Annotated in this window: 21 protein-coding genes, 1 tRNA gene and 1 pseudogene; 8 read left to right on the top strand and 15 right to left on the bottom strand. The window is 42.3% G+C overall.

From position 1 onward, the window contains the following. Window positions 1-355: 355 nt before the first annotated feature. The 4 genes and pseudogenes from OCV82_RS13850 to OCV82_RS13835 form a co-directional block, all read right to left on the bottom strand. Window positions 356-523, bottom strand: a complete 168-nt coding sequence (locus tag OCV82_RS13850; protein ID WP_262543762.1) for a hypothetical protein — start codon at window positions 521-523, stop codon at window positions 356-358. A 1-nt stretch (window position 524) separates the two neighbouring features. Beyond that, window positions 525-875: pseudogene (locus tag OCV82_RS13845) on the bottom strand (hypothetical protein); the annotation flags it as partial. Window positions 876-1,006: 131 nt separating this feature from the next. Continuing rightward, window positions 1,007-1,927 (bottom strand): relaxase/mobilization nuclease domain-containing protein, encoded by a 921-nt coding sequence (locus tag OCV82_RS13840; RefSeq protein ID WP_154044947.1) that lies wholly within the window; start codon window positions 1,925-1,927, stop codon window positions 1,007-1,009. Next, a complete protein-coding gene (locus tag OCV82_RS13835; protein WP_154044946.1) occupies window positions 1,924-2,289 on the bottom strand; it encodes a MobC family plasmid mobilization relaxosome protein in 366 nt (121 codons plus the stop codon). The genes OCV82_RS13840 and OCV82_RS13835 overlap by 4 nt, the downstream gene beginning before the upstream one ends. A 45-nt stretch (window positions 2,290-2,334) precedes the next feature. On the opposite strand from OCV82_RS13835, the gene OCV82_RS13830 reads away from it, so the two are divergent. From OCV82_RS13830 to OCV82_RS13820, 3 genes are all read left to right on the top strand, one after another. Beyond that, a complete protein-coding gene (locus OCV82_RS13830; protein ID WP_262543760.1) occupies window positions 2,335-2,577 on the top strand; it encodes a hypothetical protein in 243 nt (80 codons plus the stop codon). Window positions 2,578-3,137: 560 nt separating this feature from the next. Continuing rightward, window positions 3,138-3,449: a helix-turn-helix domain-containing protein gene (locus tag OCV82_RS13825; RefSeq protein ID WP_122304453.1), complete on the top strand. Its 312-nt coding sequence runs from the start codon at window positions 3,138-3,140 to the stop codon at window positions 3,447-3,449. 33 nt (window positions 3,450-3,482) lie between these two features. After that, a complete protein-coding gene (locus tag OCV82_RS13820) occupies window positions 3,483-3,785 on the top strand; it encodes a helix-turn-helix domain-containing protein (protein WP_022459656.1) in 303 nt (100 codons plus the stop codon). A 75-nt stretch (window positions 3,786-3,860) separates the two neighbouring features. Here OCV82_RS13820 and OCV82_RS13815 read toward each other — a convergent pair whose 3' ends face one another. The 10 genes from OCV82_RS13815 to OCV82_RS13770 all read right to left on the bottom strand — a co-directional run bounded on the left by OCV82_RS13815 (window position 3,861) and on the right by OCV82_RS13770 (window position 13,231). Beyond that, on the bottom strand, window positions 3,861-4,985 hold the full coding sequence (locus tag OCV82_RS13815; RefSeq protein ID WP_262543756.1) for a Fic family protein: 1,125 nt from the start codon (window positions 4,983-4,985) through the stop codon (window positions 3,861-3,863). A 96-nt stretch (window positions 4,986-5,081) separates the two neighbouring features. Further along, a complete protein-coding gene (locus OCV82_RS13810) occupies window positions 5,082-5,456 on the bottom strand; it encodes a hypothetical protein (RefSeq protein ID WP_154044944.1) in 375 nt (124 codons plus the stop codon). A 3-nt stretch (window positions 5,457-5,459) separates the two neighbouring features. Further along, window positions 5,460-6,692 carry a site-specific integrase gene (locus OCV82_RS13805; RefSeq protein ID WP_154044943.1) on the bottom strand — a complete coding sequence of 411 codons (1,233 nt, stop codon included), beginning with the start codon at window positions 6,690-6,692 and terminating at the stop codon, window positions 5,460-5,462. A 243-nt stretch (window positions 6,693-6,935) separates the two neighbouring features. Next, window positions 6,936-7,008: transfer RNA gene (locus OCV82_RS13800), tRNA-Phe, on the bottom strand. A gap of 265 nt (window positions 7,009-7,273) precedes the next feature. Next, entirely contained in the window at window positions 7,274-7,897 is a 624-nt protein-coding gene (locus OCV82_RS13795; RefSeq protein ID WP_154044942.1) for a hypothetical protein, read from the bottom strand. 185 nt (window positions 7,898-8,082) lie between these two features. After that, complete coding sequence (gene thiL / locus OCV82_RS13790) at window positions 8,083-9,117, bottom strand: thiamine-phosphate kinase (RefSeq protein WP_154044941.1); 1,035 nt, start codon at window positions 9,115-9,117, stop codon at window positions 8,083-8,085. Between the two features lie 14 nt (window positions 9,118-9,131). Further along, window positions 9,132-9,941 (bottom strand): purine-nucleoside phosphorylase, encoded by an 810-nt coding sequence (locus OCV82_RS13785; protein WP_154044940.1) that lies wholly within the window; start codon window positions 9,939-9,941, stop codon window positions 9,132-9,134. Then, complete coding sequence (gene lpxK, locus OCV82_RS13780; protein WP_154044939.1) at window positions 9,880-11,016, bottom strand: tetraacyldisaccharide 4'-kinase; 1,137 nt, start codon at window positions 11,014-11,016, stop codon at window positions 9,880-9,882. The genes OCV82_RS13785 and lpxK overlap by 62 nt, the downstream gene beginning before the upstream one ends. A gap of 28 nt (window positions 11,017-11,044) precedes the next feature. Then, complete coding sequence (gene sppA / locus OCV82_RS13775) at window positions 11,045-12,808, bottom strand: signal peptide peptidase SppA (RefSeq protein WP_154044938.1); 1,764 nt, start codon at window positions 12,806-12,808, stop codon at window positions 11,045-11,047. Between the two features lie 9 nt (window positions 12,809-12,817). Further along, on the bottom strand, window positions 12,818-13,231 hold the full coding sequence (locus OCV82_RS13770) for a hypothetical protein (RefSeq protein ID WP_154044937.1): 414 nt from the start codon (window positions 13,229-13,231) through the stop codon (window positions 12,818-12,820). A gap of 302 nt (window positions 13,232-13,533) precedes the next feature. On the opposite strand from OCV82_RS13770, the gene topA reads away from it, so the two are divergent. The 5 genes from topA (at window position 13,534) to OCV82_RS13745 (ending at window position 20,057) form a co-directional block, all read left to right on the top strand. Then, the gene (gene topA / locus OCV82_RS13765) at window positions 13,534-15,852 is read left to right on the top strand and encodes a type I DNA topoisomerase (protein WP_154044936.1); all 2,319 of its coding nucleotides are present in this window, start codon (window positions 13,534-13,536) and stop codon (window positions 15,850-15,852) included. 94 nt (window positions 15,853-15,946) lie between these two features. Next, a complete protein-coding gene (locus tag OCV82_RS13760) occupies window positions 15,947-16,480 on the top strand; it encodes a shikimate kinase (RefSeq protein WP_154044935.1) in 534 nt (177 codons plus the stop codon). A gap of 60 nt (window positions 16,481-16,540) precedes the next feature. After that, entirely contained in the window at window positions 16,541-18,433 is a 1,893-nt protein-coding gene (gene speA / locus OCV82_RS13755) for a biosynthetic arginine decarboxylase (protein ID WP_154044934.1), read from the top strand. 1 nt (window position 18,434) lies between these two features. Next, complete coding sequence (argB, locus tag OCV82_RS13750; RefSeq protein WP_154044933.1) at window positions 18,435-19,211, top strand: acetylglutamate kinase; 777 nt, start codon at window positions 18,435-18,437, stop codon at window positions 19,209-19,211. Between the two features lie 135 nt (window positions 19,212-19,346). Then, window positions 19,347-20,057 (top strand): M48 family metallopeptidase, encoded by a 711-nt coding sequence (locus OCV82_RS13745; protein WP_154044932.1) that lies wholly within the window; start codon window positions 19,347-19,349, stop codon window positions 20,055-20,057. Here the strand turns inward: OCV82_RS13745 and OCV82_RS13740 are convergent. Further along, the gene (locus tag OCV82_RS13740; RefSeq protein WP_154044931.1) at window positions 20,038-21,396 is read right to left on the bottom strand and encodes an MATE family efflux transporter; all 1,359 of its coding nucleotides are present in this window, start codon (window positions 21,394-21,396) and stop codon (window positions 20,038-20,040) included. The two genes, OCV82_RS13745 and OCV82_RS13740, sit on opposite strands and share 20 nt — an antisense overlap. Between the last annotated feature and the right edge of the window lie 30 nt (window positions 21,397-21,426).

The following is a 21,426-nucleotide window of genomic DNA, read 5'->3' as shown; positions in this document are numbered from 1 at the left end:
CCTACTTCCTCTTAACATCCTGATACAAAGGTATAAAACTAAAGTTAATTATTAATGAATTATCCAACTTTGTTTGGATTTTAAATGGAAAGTTATATGTAATCTTTTTACACGAGTAATGATCTGTATGATTTGAATAGCTATGTACGTGCTTTAAGCAATTATAGCAATCTTCACATTCGTCTTTTCTACAATTCCCCATAGCACAATCAGAGCAGGGAGGAATTGCTGTATATTGTTGATAACAATAATTTATAAGGTCTGTAAATTCTTGCATGTTTATATATCATTTATCTCCAAATACAAATCTACTATTTTTTTAGTATGTAGACTATTGGTGAATAATATAAATCTTTTAATCTGTCATACTTATATAAATTTCTATATGTTTTCTAGTTATTTTAATCTCCGTGTAATCCGCCTTTAACTGACGGATTACACGGTTCTGGATAATCTGATAATAGACACTACCTTCCTTTTCTTCTATGGTGGAAGGTCTGAATTTTACTTTAACACTGGCCATATCAATCGGATTCAGATTTTACCTGTAATTTAAGTTTCTCCTGCATCAGGCTGTCGGAAACAGCTTTCAGTTCGTTCTCGTACCCATCGGCCTGTTCTCTGATCCATTCGATGGACTTCTCGTCACGATGGATGTCAAAAACCTTGTTCAACCAGAGAATATCTCCCGGAGTACATCCGCTCCAGGAGCGGATGGCGCGGAACTTCAGGGCGTCGTCTGCATATTGCCGGTTGGACTGCCAAAGTCTGATATTTCCCCATAAGGACAGGATGCATACCACACCCATTCCGACCAAAAGAGAAAATACTTTGCTTGACCTGATGTCAAAACTATGCCGGTGAATATGCCTTACGCATGTCGGGATCACTTCTTCTGCCTGTCCATCAGTAGGTGTTTCGGTCTTCTATTCCAGCTTCCCGTTTATCATCTCAATTTTGTTCTTGATTCTTCAAACAAAACATATACATTGTCTTTTTCCATACTTTACCATCTTATTTTACGTTGTTTTTTCTTTTTCTTCTTTCTCAAATAATCGTCCGGATAGCCTTCAGGTTGTTCCGGTTGCGGGTTAGGTGTGAACAGGCCTAAAGAACCGCTGTATAATTCATTGCCATGCGATTCCTGTTGATATGCCGGTTCACTCGGAACAGCTACCTGTCTTTGGGTTTCCAAATGTGGAGGTGTCTTTAATGCGGCATCTATCTTGGAATAGCTGAACTGTCTGTCAATCTTGGAACCGCTGAAGGAATAGCCGTTCATGATGAACACGACACCCTGTACTTCATCGGATTTTCCCTTGTATTTGAACCGTACATCCACTCCCTTTTCGCTTAATCCGGCAATCAGTTCCTTCCAGTTTCCTGCTTTTCTGACTTCCGTTTTAAGCAGACTGTAAAGTTCATATTTTGTCTTGTCCGGTTCCCTTAAGCGTTCAATCGTGACATGATCCTTGCCTTTGGCCATGTGAAGACCATATTTCAAGGTCAGTTCCTTACAGATGCGTGCACTCCGTAACCGCTCGTTTTTGTCGGATATGGTCCTGCCGTCATTATCTATCCGGTTGTAGGCAATATGTATATGGGGATGCTCCTTGTCGAAATGTCTGGCTATAAAGAACTGTGTGTTCCTTATGCCCATCCGTTCCATGTATTCCAAAGCTATTTCTGCCATAATTCGGCTGGTCAGCCTGCTTTCATCCTCTCTGGAAAATCCCAGTGCAATGTGTCCGACCGGTCTGGATACTTTCGGATTCATGCCGGCCTGTGCTTCGAAAGCCTTTGTTATTGTAGCAACATCCTCAATGAACAAACCGGCATGTGCGATAATCCTGGCATCCTTTTTACTGTCAATGATATAGCGGGTAACCTCACGGAATCCGCTTCCCTTTACAATCTTCGCAATCATAGCAGGATATGGTTCAGCAGTTCTTCGATTCTTGCCACTTGTACACGGCATTCCAGCTTTGCCGTATCGAATCCTCCGGCATTTGCCTTATGAGCCAGCTGGTTCAGATTATTCGCCATACAGCATAACTTACGGATATAGTCGGAATGTTCTGCTGTAAGTCTTTGCCGGACATATCCTTTACGGAAACATTCCCTCAGGTATTCGCTTGCCGATATGCCTGCGCTTCTTGCCCTGCTTTTCAGTGTATAGTAATCCGGTGTCGCCAGTTTCACGGTAACACGATATTTCAGTTTGTCGGTCGTACTCTTGGGAGGACGGCCGCCCTTGTTGTTTCTTTCTGTATTCTGTTTCTTTTCCATCTGTTGACTATTTTATAAAATGAATGTACTGATTAGACCAGCGGGATGAACCTCTCACTGCTTCCTGTAGTGGGAGCAAGCGGTTTCGGTCTGCCCGAAATACAAACTTGCTCCACTAAAAACCAGAGTCCCGCTATTTTGAGCAGCTCTAAATATGCCCTCTATAAATTCGGGAGAAATAATACCGTTCCGGTATCATCTTATGGAGGGGACAGGCCTGTTTTTCCGTTTCTGTTCATCATGTATTTTCTTATTTTGTTTGCCATATCCCGATATATCTCGGAATGAATTCTCTGGCAAAAAAAGAATATAAGTTACCAATAGTCAAACAGTTGGTCGGGATGTGGCAACAATGTAGCCTGTTGCACTTTGCATATAGGGCAATCGGTGTGGAATGCGGTATTTTTCCTGTTTGATGAAACAATGAACTAGGGAGTCAAACTGTTAGTGATTTATTGACTTGAATATTTACTGACTTAATGTCGTACTGTAGTAAATATTCATGTCTGTGAATCATTGAAGGAACACTTCTTTGCTTCCTTATCTAATCAATGGCTTGGAAAAGTGATTAAATAAGGTTACATGGAAATAAACCATTCCTTATCCATTGCTATGGATATTTATTGAATCAGATTCATAGATCTTTTATTCTGTAAATCGTTATTGGATGGAGTCCCTGAATATAGGGATATTTGCAGAAAATGATATGAATATGGCCTCATAACTAGGATAATCAGCGCCACATGCTGCCGGTTAAGCGGAAACCATTGCCTTTCAGAATATATGGCTTTTCTTTGTCGCAAACAACGAAAAAGAATAAACATCAATCAACAAAAAAAGGAAACGATATGGAATTTGTAGGAATAGAAAAACAACTGTTTGAGGAATTGGTGCGTAAGTTTGAATACTTTGAGCATCGTGTCATGGAAATTTGCAACCGGGAGAACGACAGGACGCTGCACAAGTGGATGGACAATCAGGACGTATGCCGGTATCTGAACATTTCGCCCCGCACCTTGCAGACACTCCGTGATAACGGCACACTGCCTTTTTCTCAAATCAATCACAAGATATTCTACAAGCCGGAAGATGTACAGGGTATCGTCAAGAAAGTTGAGGACAGAAGAAAAGAGGCTATTTACAGAGGACGTAACATATAACAGTTAAACAATAACCACTAAATCCATAATAACATGAGTGAACTGAGAACAGACAGCAGAGAATGGGTACACCGTATCATGGGAAGTCTTGACCGTATGCTGGTCGGGATTGAGAATCTGGCGGTCGGAAACCGTCCCGTACTGGGCGGTGAACGCTATCTGACCGACAAGGAAGTGTCGGCACAATTGAAACTGAGCAGACGCACGCTTCAGGATTATCGTAATGAAGGGAGAATATCCTATTATCAGTTGGGAGGTAAAATCCTTTATCGGGAGAGTGATATTGAGAAAATGCTTCAGGAAAATTATCGGGAAGCATATATGAGTGGTAAATAAAAGATAAGCATAAAGGCTGTGTGCCGGTTTTGATGAACCGATGTCACACAGCCTTTATGCTTGTATGATGAACAATTATAAATCTTCGGGCATGGGGATGACAAGGATAGACTCACTGCACCGGATTCCGTAGAATACGTCACGAACCCGCTCCTGCTGGGGTATCAGAATACCCTTTTCTACCAAATCCTTTATATCACGTGCTGCTGTATCCGGTGATACCTTTACACGTTTTGCCCAATTCTTAGCCGTCAGTTTACCGGGATAACCGTCCAAATATAAATTCAAGACTTCACGTTGTCGTTCGGACAGGACTGTTTCGGCATGGGTTTGCCAGAATATGGCCTTGTTAAGAACCTTCGACAATGTTTCGTCGGATTGCTCGACAGAATGGAGCAGACAGTCAAGATACCAGATGATCCATTCAGTAATCTCGCAATCTCCCTTCTGTGTTTCCTCCAATATATCGTAATACTGTTTTTTATCCTTGTTTATCTGATGGGAGATACTGAAGAAACGCATTTTTGAGTTTTCGGCCTGTGAAAGTGCCATATCAGCAATGGCTCGTCCGATTCGTCCGTTTCCGTCATCGAAAGGATGGATGCAGACAAACCACAAATGGGCTATCGCCGATTTTACATAGCCGTTATGTGAATCTGAATTGAACCAGTCCAAAAACCGATTCATTTCTTCGTCTATTCTTTCAGGAGCAGGAGCTACATAATGTACCTTTTCCCGGCCGAACATTCCAGAAATAACTTTCATATCTCCACTGCGGTATCGGGCTACATCTATTTTCGTCGGACCGCTCCATCCGGTAGGAAACAGGCAGTTGTGCCAGCCGAATAGTCTTTCATGGGTAAGCGGACTGTTGAAATTGACGGTTGCATCAAGTGCCATTTCCACTACTCCGTCTATATATCGTGAGGATTCGGTCGGATTCGGTAGTTGTACTCCGAGTTTGCGGGCTACAGATGAACGTACCTGTTCATTGTTCAATTCCACTCCTTCAATTTCTGATGATGCAATGATGTCATGAGAGATGGATTCAACTACGGCAGACATCCTGTCGTTAAAACCGATTACACTAAGGCGTCCCATCAGATAACCGACAGCTTTGTTTACCTTGTTCAGTTTCTCACCGACAAGTTCCTTGTTCCACGAAAAAGAAGGCCATTCTTTATGTTCATGTATATACATAGGTATCACTGTTTTCTGCAAATATACAGTTTTGCGGATAATTAACCGCAAAATTTGCGGCTTATTATCCGCATGAAACAGTGAAATCAATATTTATCAGCATTTTAGATATGATTTATGATTACCATTCATCATGCAGATAACCATTGACTTTTCAGATTGGAACAGCCTGCTTATTATATACTCACGTAATTGTTGGGCCGGATAAGTATTAATCTGAAAGGCAAGCGCAAATATCATTTCCAAGTTATAGACTACCTGATACCCCTCTTTTAACGGAATACGTTGTTCTGCGGTGAATGGTTGCAATATCCCAAGTTTATATATTCTTCTTTTCGCTGCTCGTAAGGTCGGTGCAACCACATTGAACAAGCCGACGAGTTCGGCTTCGTCCATACGAATCTTATTAGGATGGACAGCAGGAATAACAATCCTGCCGTCCTCCGTTATATGGATAATTTCTCTTTTCATAAGCTACAGACTATTTGAAAGTACATCCCTTACATTATTCATATCTTTCAGAATGGAACTGTCGAGTACCCTTGCATAGTGCTGCGTCATCTTGATATTGGAGTGACCGAGCATTTTGGCTACATTCTCAATGCTTACCCCATTGGCCAAACAGACAGATGTGGCGTACGAGTGGCGGGCGGTGTGTGTAGTCAGGTTCTTCTTTATCAGGCATAGGTCGGCAATCTCTTTCAGGTAGCTGTTCATCTTCTGATTGCAGGGAACAGGCAGCAATACTCCTTTCTTTTTGCAGGCAGGATAATCTGCATATTTCCTCAGGATTTCCAAGGGAATATCCAGCAGCGGAATGTTACACATGTTCTTTGTTTTCTGACGTGGCTTCCTGATCCACAGGTTTCCGTTGTTGTCTTTTACGATATGCTCAGGGGAAAGTTGTTGCACGTCTATGAAAGCCAGACCGGTAAAGGCAGCGAAAATAAAAACATCACGGACTACGGTGATTCGCTCCAAAGGAAACTCCTTGTGGTAGATAGTCAGCAGTTCGTCCATGGTTAGAAATTCACGGATTACTTCTTTTTCGTGGAACTTGATACCGATAAACGGGTCTTTGGCTATCCATTCATTGGCCAGTGCCAGATTGGTAATTTTCTTCAGACATTTCATATAACGGATAACGGTATTCTGCTGACATTCCTTTTCAGTCTTCAAATAAAATTCAAAGGCACGTACCAACTCACCGTTGACTTCCACCAGCGGCAGATCATCCTTTCTGTATTTCTGTCTGATAAGTTCGGCAAGATAACGCTTGCAACTTTCATAACGGCGAACGGTAATCAGGGCGTAGTCTTTACCGACCAAGGCACGGCATTGATCATTGTGCTCCTGCATGGTACCGATGAGAGTGCGTACCGCTTCCGGTTCTTTGTCCTGTCCGAAAAATATTTCCTGTAACAGACGTGCCGTTATAGGTTGGTTCTGTTCTTCCAGCTCACAAAAAATCTGATGTAATTTGATTCTCGCATTTTCGATATAGGCATTCAGATCACATGACTTGCGGCTTTTGCCTCTGGCGGATTCCTTAGCCTTACTCCAGAGAGACGGGTCAATGCTTTTGCGGATGTTGTTTTCAACTCGCGTACCATCTACAGTGATACGCATACAAACGGATGCTTCTCCGTTTTTCAGCAGCTTGGTCTTCTTCAAGAAGAAAAGCACATTGAATGAACTTCTTTTCATTTTCCTACAGTTTTTAGTTTGGACAAAAGTAGGAAACCGACCACGTTTTCTTGATACGCAAAACATTGCAAATCAGTGAGAAAGACTCTAATTCGGTGGAGATTTTTGCTCCACCTTTTATCTCCACCTTTTGCTCCACCTCAAACGGTAATATTTTGCCGTTTTTTGCGTGCCGGGGGAAAACAAAAAATCCCGATTTCGCTTGGAAATCAGGATTTTACTGTCTTTTTCTTTTCTTCAAAGTGGTGCCACCAGGAATCGAACCGGGGACACAAGGATTTTCAGTCCTTTGCTCTACCAACTGAGCTATGGCACCATTGTTTCTCGTTTGCGGTTGCAAAGGTAGGCATTTTTTTTATACTACCAAATCTTTTTGAAGAAAAATTTAATAAAAAGTGATTTTTTGACGGTAAAACAGTATTTCAAATATTATGAAGTTGTGGATTATAGTGCCGGCAGTGTATTTAAGGAAGGCTATAAATCAAATAAGGATGTACCGAATGGCACACCCTTATTCTAGTTAGAAAGAGTAGTAAAGTTTTTGTGAAAAGCTTAGTCAAGCTGTTTAGATATTGTGTTGTTTAGAATTTGAAGCTTACACCGGCAGTTACGAATCCTTTAGTTCCAAGACCTGCTTCAACGAATCCTCCTACACGGTCGTTACCTACTCTCAGAGCTATAGGGTTTACCTGGTATGCAAAGTCTGTATTTAATGTTGATTTGCCTGCTGTCGCGTTTTTAGCCAATGCTGTTTCTGAATGTCTTGACAAGTTTACACCTGCTGCAGCCGAACCGTAAAGCTCTACCAGTCTGCGCTTGAAGTAAACGAATTCAGCAGTAGGAAGAACCAGGAATCTCAAATCCTTTTCCTTTATTGATGGAGAGTTTTCTCCTGCCAATGCAAGCTTGCTTGTTGTCATTCCGAATCCGAGGTCTGCACCTAATCTGAAGCGGTTGATGCTGTAACGGTATCCAAATCCGTAAGTGAGGCTTGTTTTACTGTCGGAACGTTTTGATCCTAATACAGCATCAGCGATACCCATTCCTAAAATGTCCGAAGTTCCTTGTGTCAGTCCGTCGCTTACAGACAGGCGGATATCATGTTTTCTGTCTTCCGATACGTAATCTTTGGTTGAGTTCTGTGCGTTAACCATGTTTACACCAGCTACCATTAATAAAGACAATGCTAAAAATTTCAGTTTCATAATTTAAATAGTTTAGTAAGTTAGTATTCAATTTTTGTTTATTTCTTTGTTTCTTTCACTGACATAACGCAGGTTTATTGGAAAACCCCTATGCCCCTACGAAAAAAAATAAAAAAATGTCAGCAACACTCTTTTATAAGCATTGCTGACATCTAAATCAAATCCATCTAAACTATTATGTCTTTTTATTTCAAGGGGTTCCATCCCTGAGCTTTAAGCTCCAGTTCGTTGCCGTCTCTTGTCACGAGCGCACAGCCTAGTTCTTCTTTAGTGATGTGGCCAATCACTTTCACATCCTTTATCTGTGAAACAGCTTCGTGCATAGTCAGTGGAACAGTGAAAAGAAGTTCATAGTCTTCTCCTCCGTTCAAGGCACAAGTGCTGAGGTTCATGTTGAACTCTTCTGCCATAACGGCTGTCTGATAGTCTATAGGAATACGTTCTTCATAAACGCGACATCCGCATTTGCTCTGGCTGCATATATGCATCAGTTCAGATGAAAGTCCGTCTGAAATATCCATCATTGCAGTAGGTTTGATACCGGCTTTTGCCAGTTCCTCAATGATGTCTTTTCTTGCTTCCGGTTTAAGGAATCTTTCCAGTAGATATTCTTTTCCTGCAAAGTCTGGTTGTACATCCTTGCTACCGTTGAATACAGCCTTTTCGCGTTCCATAAGCTGGAGTCCCATATATGAAGCTCCAAGGTCGCCTGTCACGCAGATAAGGTCTGTTTCCTTTGCGCCGTTGCGATAGACCACGTCTTCTTTTCTTGCTTCACCTATACATGTAATAGAGATGGCAAGTCCTGTTACAGATGAAGTGGTGTCGCCACCCACTATGTCAACATTATGCAGCTGACATGCCAGTTTCAATCCTTCGTAGAAATCTTCCAGATCTTCAATACAGAATCTTTTTGATACTGCAAGCGATACTGTTATCTGCTTCGGTGTTCCGTTCATTGCGTATATGTCGGATAAGTTTACCATTGCCGACTTATATCCCAGATGTTTCAACGGTGTATATACCAAATCGAAATGTACACCTTCCATCAGCAGGTCTGTAGTAACGAGCACCTGACGGTCGTTATATTCCAATACGGCAGCATCATCGCCGATACCGTATTTTGTTTCGTTGTTTACTAACTTTATATTGTCGGTCAGATGTTTTATCAGTCCGAATTCTCCCAAAGTGGAAATTTCTGTTCTGTTTCCTTCGTGCATGATTATATAATTGTTTATACTCTGTTTATAAGTTCTTTCATTATGCTGGTCATTCGTGGCTGTGCGGCATCGGCTGCTTTCTGTACTTCTTCATGTGATACTTCCACTATCTTGCCTTCCACACCCAGGTCAGTGATTACCGAAACACCGAATACTCTGATTCCGCAATGGTTTGCCACAATTACTTCCGGCACAGTTGACATACCTACAGCGTCAGCTCCCAATATTCTGAACATCTTGTATTCTGCAGGAGTTTCGAAGGTCGGTCCCTGAGTACCGATGTAAACTCCTTTCTGAAGTTTTATACCTTTTTCGGCTGCAATTTCGAATGCCTTTTCAATAAGTTCGTGTGAATACGCTTCGCTCATGTCCGGGAATCTAGGGCCGTAGTCTATGTTCTTGCCTCTCAATGGATTGTCCGGGAAGAAGTTTATATGGTCTGTAATAACCATCAGGTCACCGATTTCGAAATCAGGATTAGTTCCACCTGCTGCGTTCGATACGAAAAGTGTCTTTATGCCGAGCTCTCTCATTACTCTGACAGGGAATGTCACTTCTTTCATCGAGTAACCTTCGTAGTAGTGGAAACGTCCTTGCATTGCGAGGATATCCTTACCTCCAAGTTTCCCGAAGATGAGCTTGCCGCTGTGTCCTTCCACTGTCGATATAGGGAAATTCGGTATCTCGGAATAAGGAATTTCATACTTGTCGGTAATGTCGTGTACCAAGCTGCCCAGTCCTGTGCCCAGTATAATTGCTGTCTCAGGATTTGTCTGCATCCTTGCTTTCAGGAATGCTGCTGTTTCTTGAATTTTTTCTAACATACTCGGTTATTTTTTGGTTGAACTTTATTGTTTCGTTGTTCAGAAAGCTTACTTCCACAGGCAGAGCGTAGATATATGGTTTCAGTTCTTCGCTCAGGTGCGGGTGAGTGGTAAGCCTTGCCGCATCTTTCTCTGTTGTTATTATCATTCTTCTGCCTTCGGGCATCGACATAAATCTGCTTCTGAGAGTTTCCATATCTTCCCGGCTGAAGTTATGATGGTCAGCAAATACCATTGACTCTATGTTTCCGGTGTATTGCCTAAGCTTGTCAGTTATAGCCTTTGGCGATGCAATTCCGGTGAGCAGCAGTATATGTCTGTCCGGTGATATATCCTCAGGCTTCATTTCGTCGTTATTCCCCTGACGGAATATGCGGTACAGATTTCCGTACTTCATATATGTGAAGAACACTTCCTGCTCTGCTGTAGGAAATATTTCATAACGCAGTCTGCGCATCTCTTCTGAAGTCATGTTCTCCGGACATTTGCTTACTATGATAATATCAGCCCTGCTTTTTCCGCTTTCCGGTTCCCTTAGTCGTCCGGCGGGTAGGAGAGTGTCGTGACGGATACGTCTGTTGTAGTCTATCAGCAGTATGTACATTCCTGCCTTGACATATCTGTGTTGATATGCATCGTCCAGCACTATTACCTGCTTCTTGTCACGGTTGCCGGTCTTTACGATAAGATTGTCAATACCGTTGCATCTGTCACTGTCGGCGGCTACATTGATATCCGGAAACTTCTGCCACATCTGGAAAGGTTCGTCTCCTATATCCTCTATAGTGCTCTTACCTTTCTCTGCCAGAACGAAACCTTTCGATTTGCGTTTGTACCCGCGGCTCAACACGCACACACTGAATTCATCTTTCAGCAGTCTTATCAGATATTCAGTGTGAGGCGTTTTCCCGGTTCCACCCACTGTGATGTTTCCCACGCATATCACCGGTATCGGGAAACTCCTTGATTTCAGAATATCCCAGTCGAAAAGCTTGTTTCTCAGCCATACAGCCATGCCGTATAATGCCGAGAAAGGAAGCAGAGGAATGTATATGCGAGGTTTGCTTTGTTTCATCTTCGTGTGGTTGGAACTTTTATACATTTTAGTTTATAGATATCTCGAAAGGCATTCTTGCCTGTATGCGATCGGCCTTGTCGAGGTTCTTTATCATCATGAATCCGTTGTAGAATTCTCCGAACGAATCTTCCAGCTTGCTGCTGATATATCTTTCAGGCTTGGCGTTGCTGATGAGGCTTGTGATGAAATCCACTTTCTTAGGATAAGAAGCCACCTTATAGTCTCTTATGCCGCAAAGCTCAGAAGCCTTCTTGATAGCAGATTCAAGATTTCCCAATTCATCAACAAGTTTCAGCTCTTTAGCCATTTCGCCCGACCATACACGACCTTCGGCAATCATTTTCAGACTGTCAATAGGCATATTTCTGCCTTCGGCGCATCTCTTGGTGAATAGTTCGTAACCGCTGTTCACCATACCCTGTATCAGCGCACCTTCTTCTGCGTTGAAAGGACGGCTCATGTCACCCATATCGGCCAGCTTGTTGGTCTTTACACCGTCTATTTTAACACCAAGTTTCTTTGTGATAAGTTCCGATGCGTCAGGAATCATTCCGAATATACCGATAGAACCAGTAAGGGTAGTTGGCTGAGCCACAATCCAGTCGGCAGCACAAGAGATATAATAACCGCCTGAAGCAGCATAGTCACCCATAGAAACCACTACCGGTTTCTTTTCTTTCAGCAGTGATACTTCGCGCCAAATCTGTTCAGAACCGTATGCACTACCACCCGGTGAGTTCACTCTGAGAACTACGGCCTTAACATTGTCGTCATTTCTCAAGTCACGCAAATGTTTGGTGACTTTTTCAGATACGATACCTTCATTATATGGATCTGCGGCATTGTCTATCTCTCCGAAAGCGTAATATACAGCTATCACGTCGCGGCTCTTCGCTGTTGAAGGCACTGCCAGATTCTTCATATCGTCCAGAGTCAGAGTGTTCAGAGTGGATTTCTCGCTGATATTTGTCAGTTTCTTCAGATACGACAAAACCTCATCCTTATACATCAGCTGGTCTGCCAGTCCGTTTTCCACGTATGCTTCAGCAGGCTGGAAATCCATACATTTGTCGGCCATTTCATTCAGTTTTTCTACTGAGATATTTCTTGATTCCGAAACTTCGTTTACAATCTCATTCCAGATAGACTGAGTGAAAGCAAGAGTCTGTTCTCTGTTGGCAGGGCTCATTTCTGTGGCTATGAACGGTTCAACAGCCGATTTGTATGTACCTACTCTGTATATCTGCATTTTTACTCCCACCTTGGCAAGCAGGTCTTTCAGGAACATAGTCTGTGCAGACAGTCCGTGCCATGAAATACTTCCCGAAGGATTAAGGAAAACCTTGTCTGCTACTGAAGATACATAGTATGCTCCCTGAGTATATGCACCTGAATAAGCCACAACAAACTTTCCTGATTCCTTAAAGTTTGCTATTGCAGTTCTGATGTCCTGAAGCGATGCAGTAGAACAGGCAAAAGCTTCGGCATTGATAAGCATACCTTTAATTTTAGGGTCATTTTTAGCTTTCTCTATTGATGCCAGGATATCTTCAAGCCCTCTTGTAGTTATTTCTTCACCCAAAATCTGTTCGAATGGGTTATCTTCATATCTTTCCACTACGCTACCTTTAAGGTCGAGCACGAAAACTGAATTTTCCTTCACTACAGTTGCCACTTCGGTAGTAGCCACCATTCCGCCTATAACTGATATACCAATTATGAGCAATACGAAACCGGCAATCACCATTCCGATGATTGAGGCAAATGTCATTTTCAAAAAGTCTTTCATATCAATAAATTATTTGGATTGTTCGTTACCCTCGTACAGAAAGAATATCTGTCCATTCTTTTTCTCTACAGTGACCTTACCTCCCTCTTTGCTGAGGTTGAAAGGAGTTATGATGTCTGTTTTGGCATCTACCACCATAAGTACATTTTCATCTGCAAATCTGTTTATCTGGAATGTGATGTCGGCATTATTCATTGTACGTGCCATTATCAGACTGTCATTGATGAATATGTTCAGTGAATCGCCGTCAAATGATTTTGTCAGGCATACTTCGTAGATGTCTTTGTATGTTTGCTCAATGGCAACTTTCTTTTGAGAACGAAAACCGAGATAAAGGAACAGGCATACGATGAAGAATACTCCGAAAGCCAGGAGTCCGTTGCCTACCATAAACTGTTTGTTACTTTCTATACTTTTACTCATATAAATGTTATGTATTTTCTATTATACAAAAGTAGTAAAAAAACTTTGTTACACAATTACGTTTTGTTTCATTGTTATTTAAAAATATCATCTTTGTGTAATAGTAAAGGTGTAATAAAACAGCAGGAGAAAAGATATAACATTGATATATGTTTTTGCGTGGAAACTATTAAAGAAAATATACGATATCGCATTTAATTCGGTAAAAAAATAAGAAAAATCATCTTTTAATACCTTATTATATAATATTCCCTCAATTTTTTTTCTACATTTGTTCCCATAATTAATTTCATCCTGAAAATATGCAGAATAATCTGGTAATAGTAGAGTCTCCCGCTAAGGCCCGTACCATAGAAAAATTTCTGGGCAGCGGATATAAGGTGATGTCCAGTTACGGACATATACGCGACTTGAAGAAGAAATCGTTCAGTGTGGACGTCGAACATGGGTTCGCACCTATATACGAAGTGCCTGCCGATAAGAAAAAGCTCGTGGCACAATTAAAGGCAGAAGCCGACAGTGCTGACATTGTATGGCTGGCAAGTGATGAGGACCGTGAAGGAGAAGCCATAGCATGGCATCTGCAGGAAGTCTTGAAACTAAAGCATGAAAACACACGTAGAATAGTATTTCACGAAATAACTCCAAATGCAATAAAGCATGCAATAGAGACGCCACGAGGTATTGACCTCAGTTTGGTGGATGCACAGCAAGCACGTCGTGTACTTGACAGAATAGTAGGTTTTGAACTTTCTCCTGTATTGTGGAAAAAGATAAAACCGTCGCTTTCGGCCGGAAGAGTGCAGAGTGTTGCGGTAAGACTTATAGTGGAACGTGAACGCGAAATCAATGCATTCAGTCCGAAATCGGCATTTAGGGTGATTGCTGTGCTGACTGATGCTGATGGAGCTGAAATAAGGGCAGAACTGTCCGTACGCCCGGAAACTGAAGAAGAGGCACGTCGCATACTTGAACAATGTGCAAGTGCGGATTTTGTGGTGGAAGATATCAATACCCGTCCGGTGAAACGCAGTCCGGCACCTCCTTTTACAACTTCTACACTTCAGCAGGAAGCTGCCAGAAAGTTGGGCTACAGCGTTGGACAGACTATGATGCTGGCTCAGAAACTTTACGAAAACGGATATATCACATATATGCGTACCGACTCCGTTCACCTTTCGGAATTGGCTCTTGGAGCATGTGCTAAAGTAATTACCGAAAAGGCAGGAGAAAAATATCTGCGTACGCGACAATATCACACTCACACCAAAGGAGCACAGGAAGCACACGAGGCCATCCGTCCTACATATATGGATAAGGAGAAGATCGATGCTACAGCTCAGGAACAGAGACTTTACGATCTTATACGCAAGCGTACTTTGGCTTCACAGATGGCTGATGCCGAACTGATGAAGACTACTGCCGTTATTGCTGCAGAAGGTACAGACTATAAGTTCAATGCTGCCGGACTGGCTGTTACATTTGATGGTTTCATGCGTGTATATAGCGAAAGTCTTGACGATGATTCAGAACGTGAAGACGAAAGCCGTCTGTTGCCACCTATGAAGGCAGGACAGAAACTAGAGCGTAAGGATATACGTGCTACGGAGCGTTTCAGTCAGCCACCGGCAAGATATACCGAGGCCAGTCTGGTCAGAAAACTGGAGGAACTTGGTATAGGACGTCCTTCTACATATGCTCCTACAATATCTACAGTACAGCAGCGCGGATATGTGGAAAAAGGTAGCCGTGAAGGTGTGGAACGTGAATACAGATTGCTGACACTTGACAAGAAAGGTAATATCTCATGTGAGACCAAGACAGAAACAGCAGGTAGTGAAAAGCAGAAACTTATGCCTACGGATGTTGGTGTGGTAGTGACTGACTTCCTGATGGAATATTTCCCTGATATTATGGATTATAACTTCACTTCCGGAGTGGAAAAGGAATTCGATGAAGTGGCTGCAGGCGAAAAATCATGGACAGACATGATAAGCCGTTTCTATACAGCATTCCATCCGCTGGTAGAAAAGACATCTGCTTCGAAGGCTGAACACAAGGTGGGCGAAAGACTGTTGGGCGAGGAACCTTCAACGGGAAGACCGGTATCTGTTAAAATAGGCCGTTTCGGTCCTGTGGTACAGATTGGTAGTGCAGATGATGAGGAAAAACCACGTTTTGCACAGTTGCGCCGTGAGCAGTCTATGGAGACTATCACTCTGGAAGAAGCTTTGGAACTGTTCCGTCTGCCACGTATGCTTGGCGAACACGAAGGAAAACAGGTGAGTGTGGGAGCCGGAAAGTTCGGTCCGTATGTCAAGTATGACAATATATATGTATCTGTACCTAAGGATAAGGATCCTTTGTCAATTACTTTGGAAGAAGCTGTACAGATGATAAAGGACAAACAGGATGCAGAAGCAAAGAAGGTAATAAAAGTATTTGCTGATTATCCTGACCTGCAGGTGTTGAACGGAAGATACGGACCTTACATTGCAAGTGAAGGAAAGAATTACAAGATACCTTCTGGTGTAGAGCCTGCCGATCTTACTGCAGAGGCTTGTTTCAAGGTGATTGAACTGCAGAAAACAAAGGCTGAGACACGAAAAAGAAAGAAATAAGTATAGTAAGAGTTGTTAGTTTTTAGTTCTGGTATTTTTCTAATAAAAAAAGAACTAAAAACTAGCGACCGATAACTAAAAACTAAAGAAATCAATGAGAATTTTCCTGACCGGATATATGGCATCGGGTAAGACTACTCTTGGTAAAGCTTATGCTAGGGCATGTGGTCTTAGTTTTATTGACCTGGATTGGTATATCGAGGAGCGTATGCATTCTTCCATACGCGATATATTTGCAACCCGTGGGGAAGATGGTTTTCGTCAACTCGAGAGAAAGATGCTTCTGGAAGTCGCAGAATTCGAGAATGTGATAGTTGCATGCGGTGGAGGTACTCCGTGTTTTTTTGACAATATGGAGTTTATGAACAGCTGTGGGGTAACTGTCTTTTTGGATACGGCATCCGATGTACTGTTCAGAAGGTTGAAACAGGCAGCGGCCAACAGGCCTTTGGTGGCAGGAAAATCGGATGATGAGCTTAAACAGACAATTGCCGATGGACTGGAACACAGAATGCCTTTCTACTCGCAGGCTGCGATAAGGCTGGATGGAAGCAGACTTGAAAGCAGAAGTCAGATAGACGAAACAGTGGAAGAACTTAGAAAATTGATAATAAATATTGATAACTAATAATTGGGGGCGGTTTACAAACTCAGATACTTATTAACTCATAAATTCACAACTTACAAAATGCGAAAATGGCGTATTGAAGACTCGGAAGAGCTTTATAACATCACCGGATGGGGTGTTTCTTATTTTGGAATAAACGAGAAGGGACATGTGGTGGTTACTCCGCGAAAGGACGGAGTGGCTGTGGATCTGAAGGAATTGGTGGACGAACTTCAGCTTAGGGATGTCACAGCTCCTATGCTGGTGCGCTTCCCGGATATCCTGGACAACCGAATTGAGAAAATTTCGAATTGTTTTGGAGAGGCATCGAAGGAGTATGGCTACAATGCCCAAAACTTCATCATCTATCCCATCAAGGTGAATCAGATGCGTCCTGTGGTGGAGGAAATAATCAGCCACGGAAAGAAATTCAATCTAGGACTGGAAGCTGGTTCAAAACCTGAACTGCATGCCGTGATAGCCATCAATACCGATTCTGATTCCCTTATAATCTGTAATGGATATAAGGATGAAAGCTACATCGAACTGGCTCTTCTGGCTCAGAAGATGGGTAAACGTATTTTCCTTGTAGTGGAGAAAATGAACGAACTGAGACTGATTGCCAAGATGGCAAAACAGCTTAATGTCCGTCCTAACATTGGTATCCGTATCAAGTTGGCTTCGTCTGGTAGTGGTAAATGGGAAGAAAGCGGTGGCGATGCTAGTAAGTTCGGACTGACTTCAAGCGAACTTCTTGAAGCGCTCGACTTCATAGAAAAGAAGGATATGAAGGACTGTCTGAAGTTGATCCATTTCCATATCGGTAGCCAGGTGACAAAAATTCGCCGTATCAAGACAGCCCTCAGAGAGGCTTCACAATTCTATGTGCAGCTACATCAGTTGGGATTCCCTGTAGAGTTTGTCGATATAGGCGGTGGTCTGGGAGTAGATTACGACGGTACCCGTTCTCCTAACAGCGAAAGTAGTGTGAATTACTCTATTCAGGAATATGTGAACGACTCTATCTCTATAATGGTGGATGCCAGCAACAAGAACGGTATTCCTCATCCTAATATTATTACAGAGAGTGGACGTTCGCTTACTGCCCATCATTCTGTATTGATTTTCGAAGTGCTCGAAACAGCTTCATTACCTGCTATGGATGATGATTTTGAGGTGTCACCGGATGATCATGAACTAGTGCAGGAACTTTACGAAATCTGGGATAATCTGAACCAAAGCCGTATGCTGGAGGCTTGGCATGATGCTCAGCAGATTCGCGAGGAAACTCTTGACCTGTTCAGCCATGGTATCGTAGATTTGAAGACAAGAGCGCAGATTGAGAAACTTTACTGGTCTGTTACACGTGAAATAACCCAGATAGCTTCAGGATTGAAACATGTACCTGAAGAATTCAGAAATATAGACAAGTTGCTTGCCGACAAGTATTTCTGTAATTTTTCTCTTTTCCAGTCTTTGCCTGACTCTTGGGCTATCGACCAGATTTTCCCTATCATGCCTATACAGCGTCTTGATGAGAAACCTGACCGTACAGCTACTCTGCAGGATATCACTTGTGACTCTGATGGTAAGATTGCCAACTTCGTTTCTTCAAGAAGTGTGTCGCATGATTTACCTGTTCATACTCTCAAGTCTAAGGAGTCATATTATATAGGTGTATTCCTCGTGGGGGCTTATCAGGAGATACTTGGTGATATGCATAATCTTTTCGGTGATACCAATGCTGTACACGTGACGGTAAATGACAATGGATACAGTATCGATCAGGTGATAGACGGTGAAACTGTTGCCGAAGTGTTGGACTATGTTCAGTATAACCCTAAGAAACTTGTTCGTACACTTGAAACTTGGGTTACCAAGTCTGTGAAAGAGGGACGTATCTCGCTCGAAGAAGGAAAGGAATTCCTTTCTAACTATCGTTCGGGACTTTATGGATATACTTATTTGGAATAATATGGAAAAACTTACTATTATAAAGGTAGGCGGAAAGATTGTGGAGGAAGCCGATACACTTGCACGCCTGCTTGACGATTTCGCTTCTATACCGGGATATAAGTTGCTGGTACATGGTGGTGGACGTTCTGCCACTAAGGTTGCTGCACAGTTGGGAATAGAAAGCACTATGGTGAACGGTCGCCGTGTAACCGATGCTGAGACTTTGAAAGTCGTTACTATGGTTTATGGCGGTTTGGTGAACAAGAATATTGTAGCCGGATTACAGGCTCGCGGCGTGAATGCTATCGGTCTGACAGGTGCAGATATGAATGCAATTCTTTCTGTGAAACGTCCGGTTAAGGATGTTGACTACGGCTTTGTAGGTGATGTTAAGGAAGTGAACGGAAAGATGCTTTCTTCTCTTATCTCTCAGGGTATTGTTCCGGTGATGGCTCCGCTAACTCACGATGGTAAGGGTAATATTCTTAATACAAATGCCGATACTATAGCCGGTGAAACAGCAAAAGGACTGGCTCCTTTCTTTGATGTAACTCTAGTGTTCTGTTTCGAAAAGAAAGGTGTGCTCAGCGATGAAAACAATGATGACAGCGTGATATCGGTTATTACTCCTGAGCTTTTCCGCAAATATACTGATGAAGGTGTAATTCAGGGTGGTATGATTCCAAAACTGGAGAATTCTTTTTCGGCCATTGACAATGGTGTGAAGCAGGTGATAATAAAACAGGCATCGGATATAGGAGATGTTTCTGCAGGAACTGTTATCAGAAATGATTAATTATACTGGATATAGGGGTGGACTTTTGATTCCGCCCCTTTTCTTTAATGATTTTTACCAAAACTAAATGTGATAAAATTGACTTCATCAACCTTTACCATTTAGTTCTTTAATTTTTAATTCTTAATTCAAAACGTGGCAACAAAACGAATAATCCCTGATGATGATTTTAGCAAGATAGTGATAGGTACACGCATAAATGCCAGAAACATTTCCATGCGCATAAAGAAAGATGGTCTTTATGTCACTGTTCCTCCGTTCACTAAGACAGAACGCATTATGCAGGTTATAGCCGATTACAGGCAGAAACTACTTGCCTCTTTCACCAAGGTATCCCCGAAGATGATAACAGACGGATTTTCGATTAATGCTCCATGTTTCAAGCTTACCGTTGGAGTGGGAGGGATGAAGTGTTTCTCTGTCCGTCGTGAGGAAGAGGGAGTTATGAAGATTCTATGTCCACAAAATGTGGATTTCAGTTCTTCGCAGACACAGAAATTACTTAATGCAGCCATTGTGCGAGCCATGAAGAAAAGTGCCGAAGAATTTTTGCCACCTTTGCTCGGATTTTGGGCTGAAAAGTACGGTATGTCATATCGTAAGGTGAGAATAACCGGAGCTAAATCGCGTTGGGGAAGCTGTACCTCGCGTGGAACTATCAGTCTTTCATGTTATCTGATGCTGTTACCTGTTCATCTGATGGATTATGTTATCTTGCACGAATTGGCACATACAAAAGAAATGAATCACGGGCCTGAATTCTGGAAACTGCTTGACAGTATGACTGAAGGTAATTCACATCAGCTCAGGGCACAACTCCGTAAATTCAAGACCGATTTCTTGTAAAGCTTTTCTTGGCCCATTTCATGCTGTTCCATCGTTTTACAAAAACTATGGCACGAATGTTCTCGTCGAATAGGAAAGCTACCCACATTCCTATGAGTCCCCATCCCCAGTAAATACCGAGCATGTAGCTCAATCCTACAGAGACACTCCACTGTACGATGACACCAAGGTAGAACGGGAAGTTAACATCTCCTGCAGAACGAAGTGCATTTGTGGCATATATGTTTACGGTTCTACCTATTTCCACAAGCACGTCTATCATAAGAATAGTAACCCCCAGTTTGATTATTTCTTCGTTGTTTGTGAGCATGCTGAATATAGCATGACCGCATACAGCCCAGATACATGAAAGGATGAGAGATACCAGAATGGAAATACGCATTACAAACTTGCCTAACAGATATGCGGCACGTATCTTGTTTTGTCCCACAAGGTGTCCGATACTGATTGCGCCACCCTGAGCCATTGCGATGGCAAAGAGATAGACAAACATCACAATGTTTACGGTGTATGTACGTGTGGCAAGTGCATTGTTGCCCAATATATTTATCAGATAAGTGATGACAACCTGTGAGAAACTGTATGACATGTTTTCCCCGGCAGAAGGTATTCCTATTTTAAGCAGGTTTTTAAGCTCAATCCATGGGAATGGTCTGAACAGGGCAAGAGGAAATAGTGAAATATGTTTTCTGAAAAGAATCACGAACAGTACTACCATACTTACACCTCTTGCTATGGATGTTGATATAGCGGCACCTTCGGCGCCCATGGCGGGGAAACCGAATTTTCCGAATATGAGGATATAGTTTCCTATTATATTCATTATATTCACCAGGACAGTGACAAGCATAGGGTAAATGGCCTTGTTGGCACTACGGAGTGATGCTGAAATGGTGAGTGATATTGCCTGGAAGAAAGCGAACGCTCCTACTATTTCCATATAGCCTATACCATATTGGAGAAGTTCGGGGCGAAGTCCCATCCAGTTTAACAGGGTTACAGCACCGAAATGCAATATAGCACTGACTATTAGTCCTACAACAAGGTTTAACAATAGTGATACTCCTACCACCTGTACCATTTTCTGTTGTAGTTTGGCTCCCAGATATTGAGAACAGAGTACTGATGTTCCGATGTTTATAACCTCGAATATGAGGAATGCGAACATTACTATTTGGTTTACCACTCCAACTGCAGCTACACTTTCGTCGGAATATTGGCTAAGCATCACTGTGTCGATAGCTCCCAGCATCATTATCAGGAGCGTTTCTATAAAAATAGGGACTACCAGTTTGGTAAGTCCCCTTTTAATATTAGTCTGTTGAATAACCTTGTCCACTTTGTTCTCTAATTTTTCGGACGCAAAGTT

It is taken from the genome of Bacteroides cellulolyticus, from assembly GCF_025567135.1.
In the GTDB taxonomy this organism is placed as follows: domain Bacteria; phylum Bacteroidota; class Bacteroidia; order Bacteroidales; family Bacteroidaceae; genus Phocaeicola; species Phocaeicola cellulolyticus.
The sequence above is the reverse complement of the archived record's forward strand: the minus strand, read 5'-3'. Positions and strand labels throughout refer to the sequence as shown.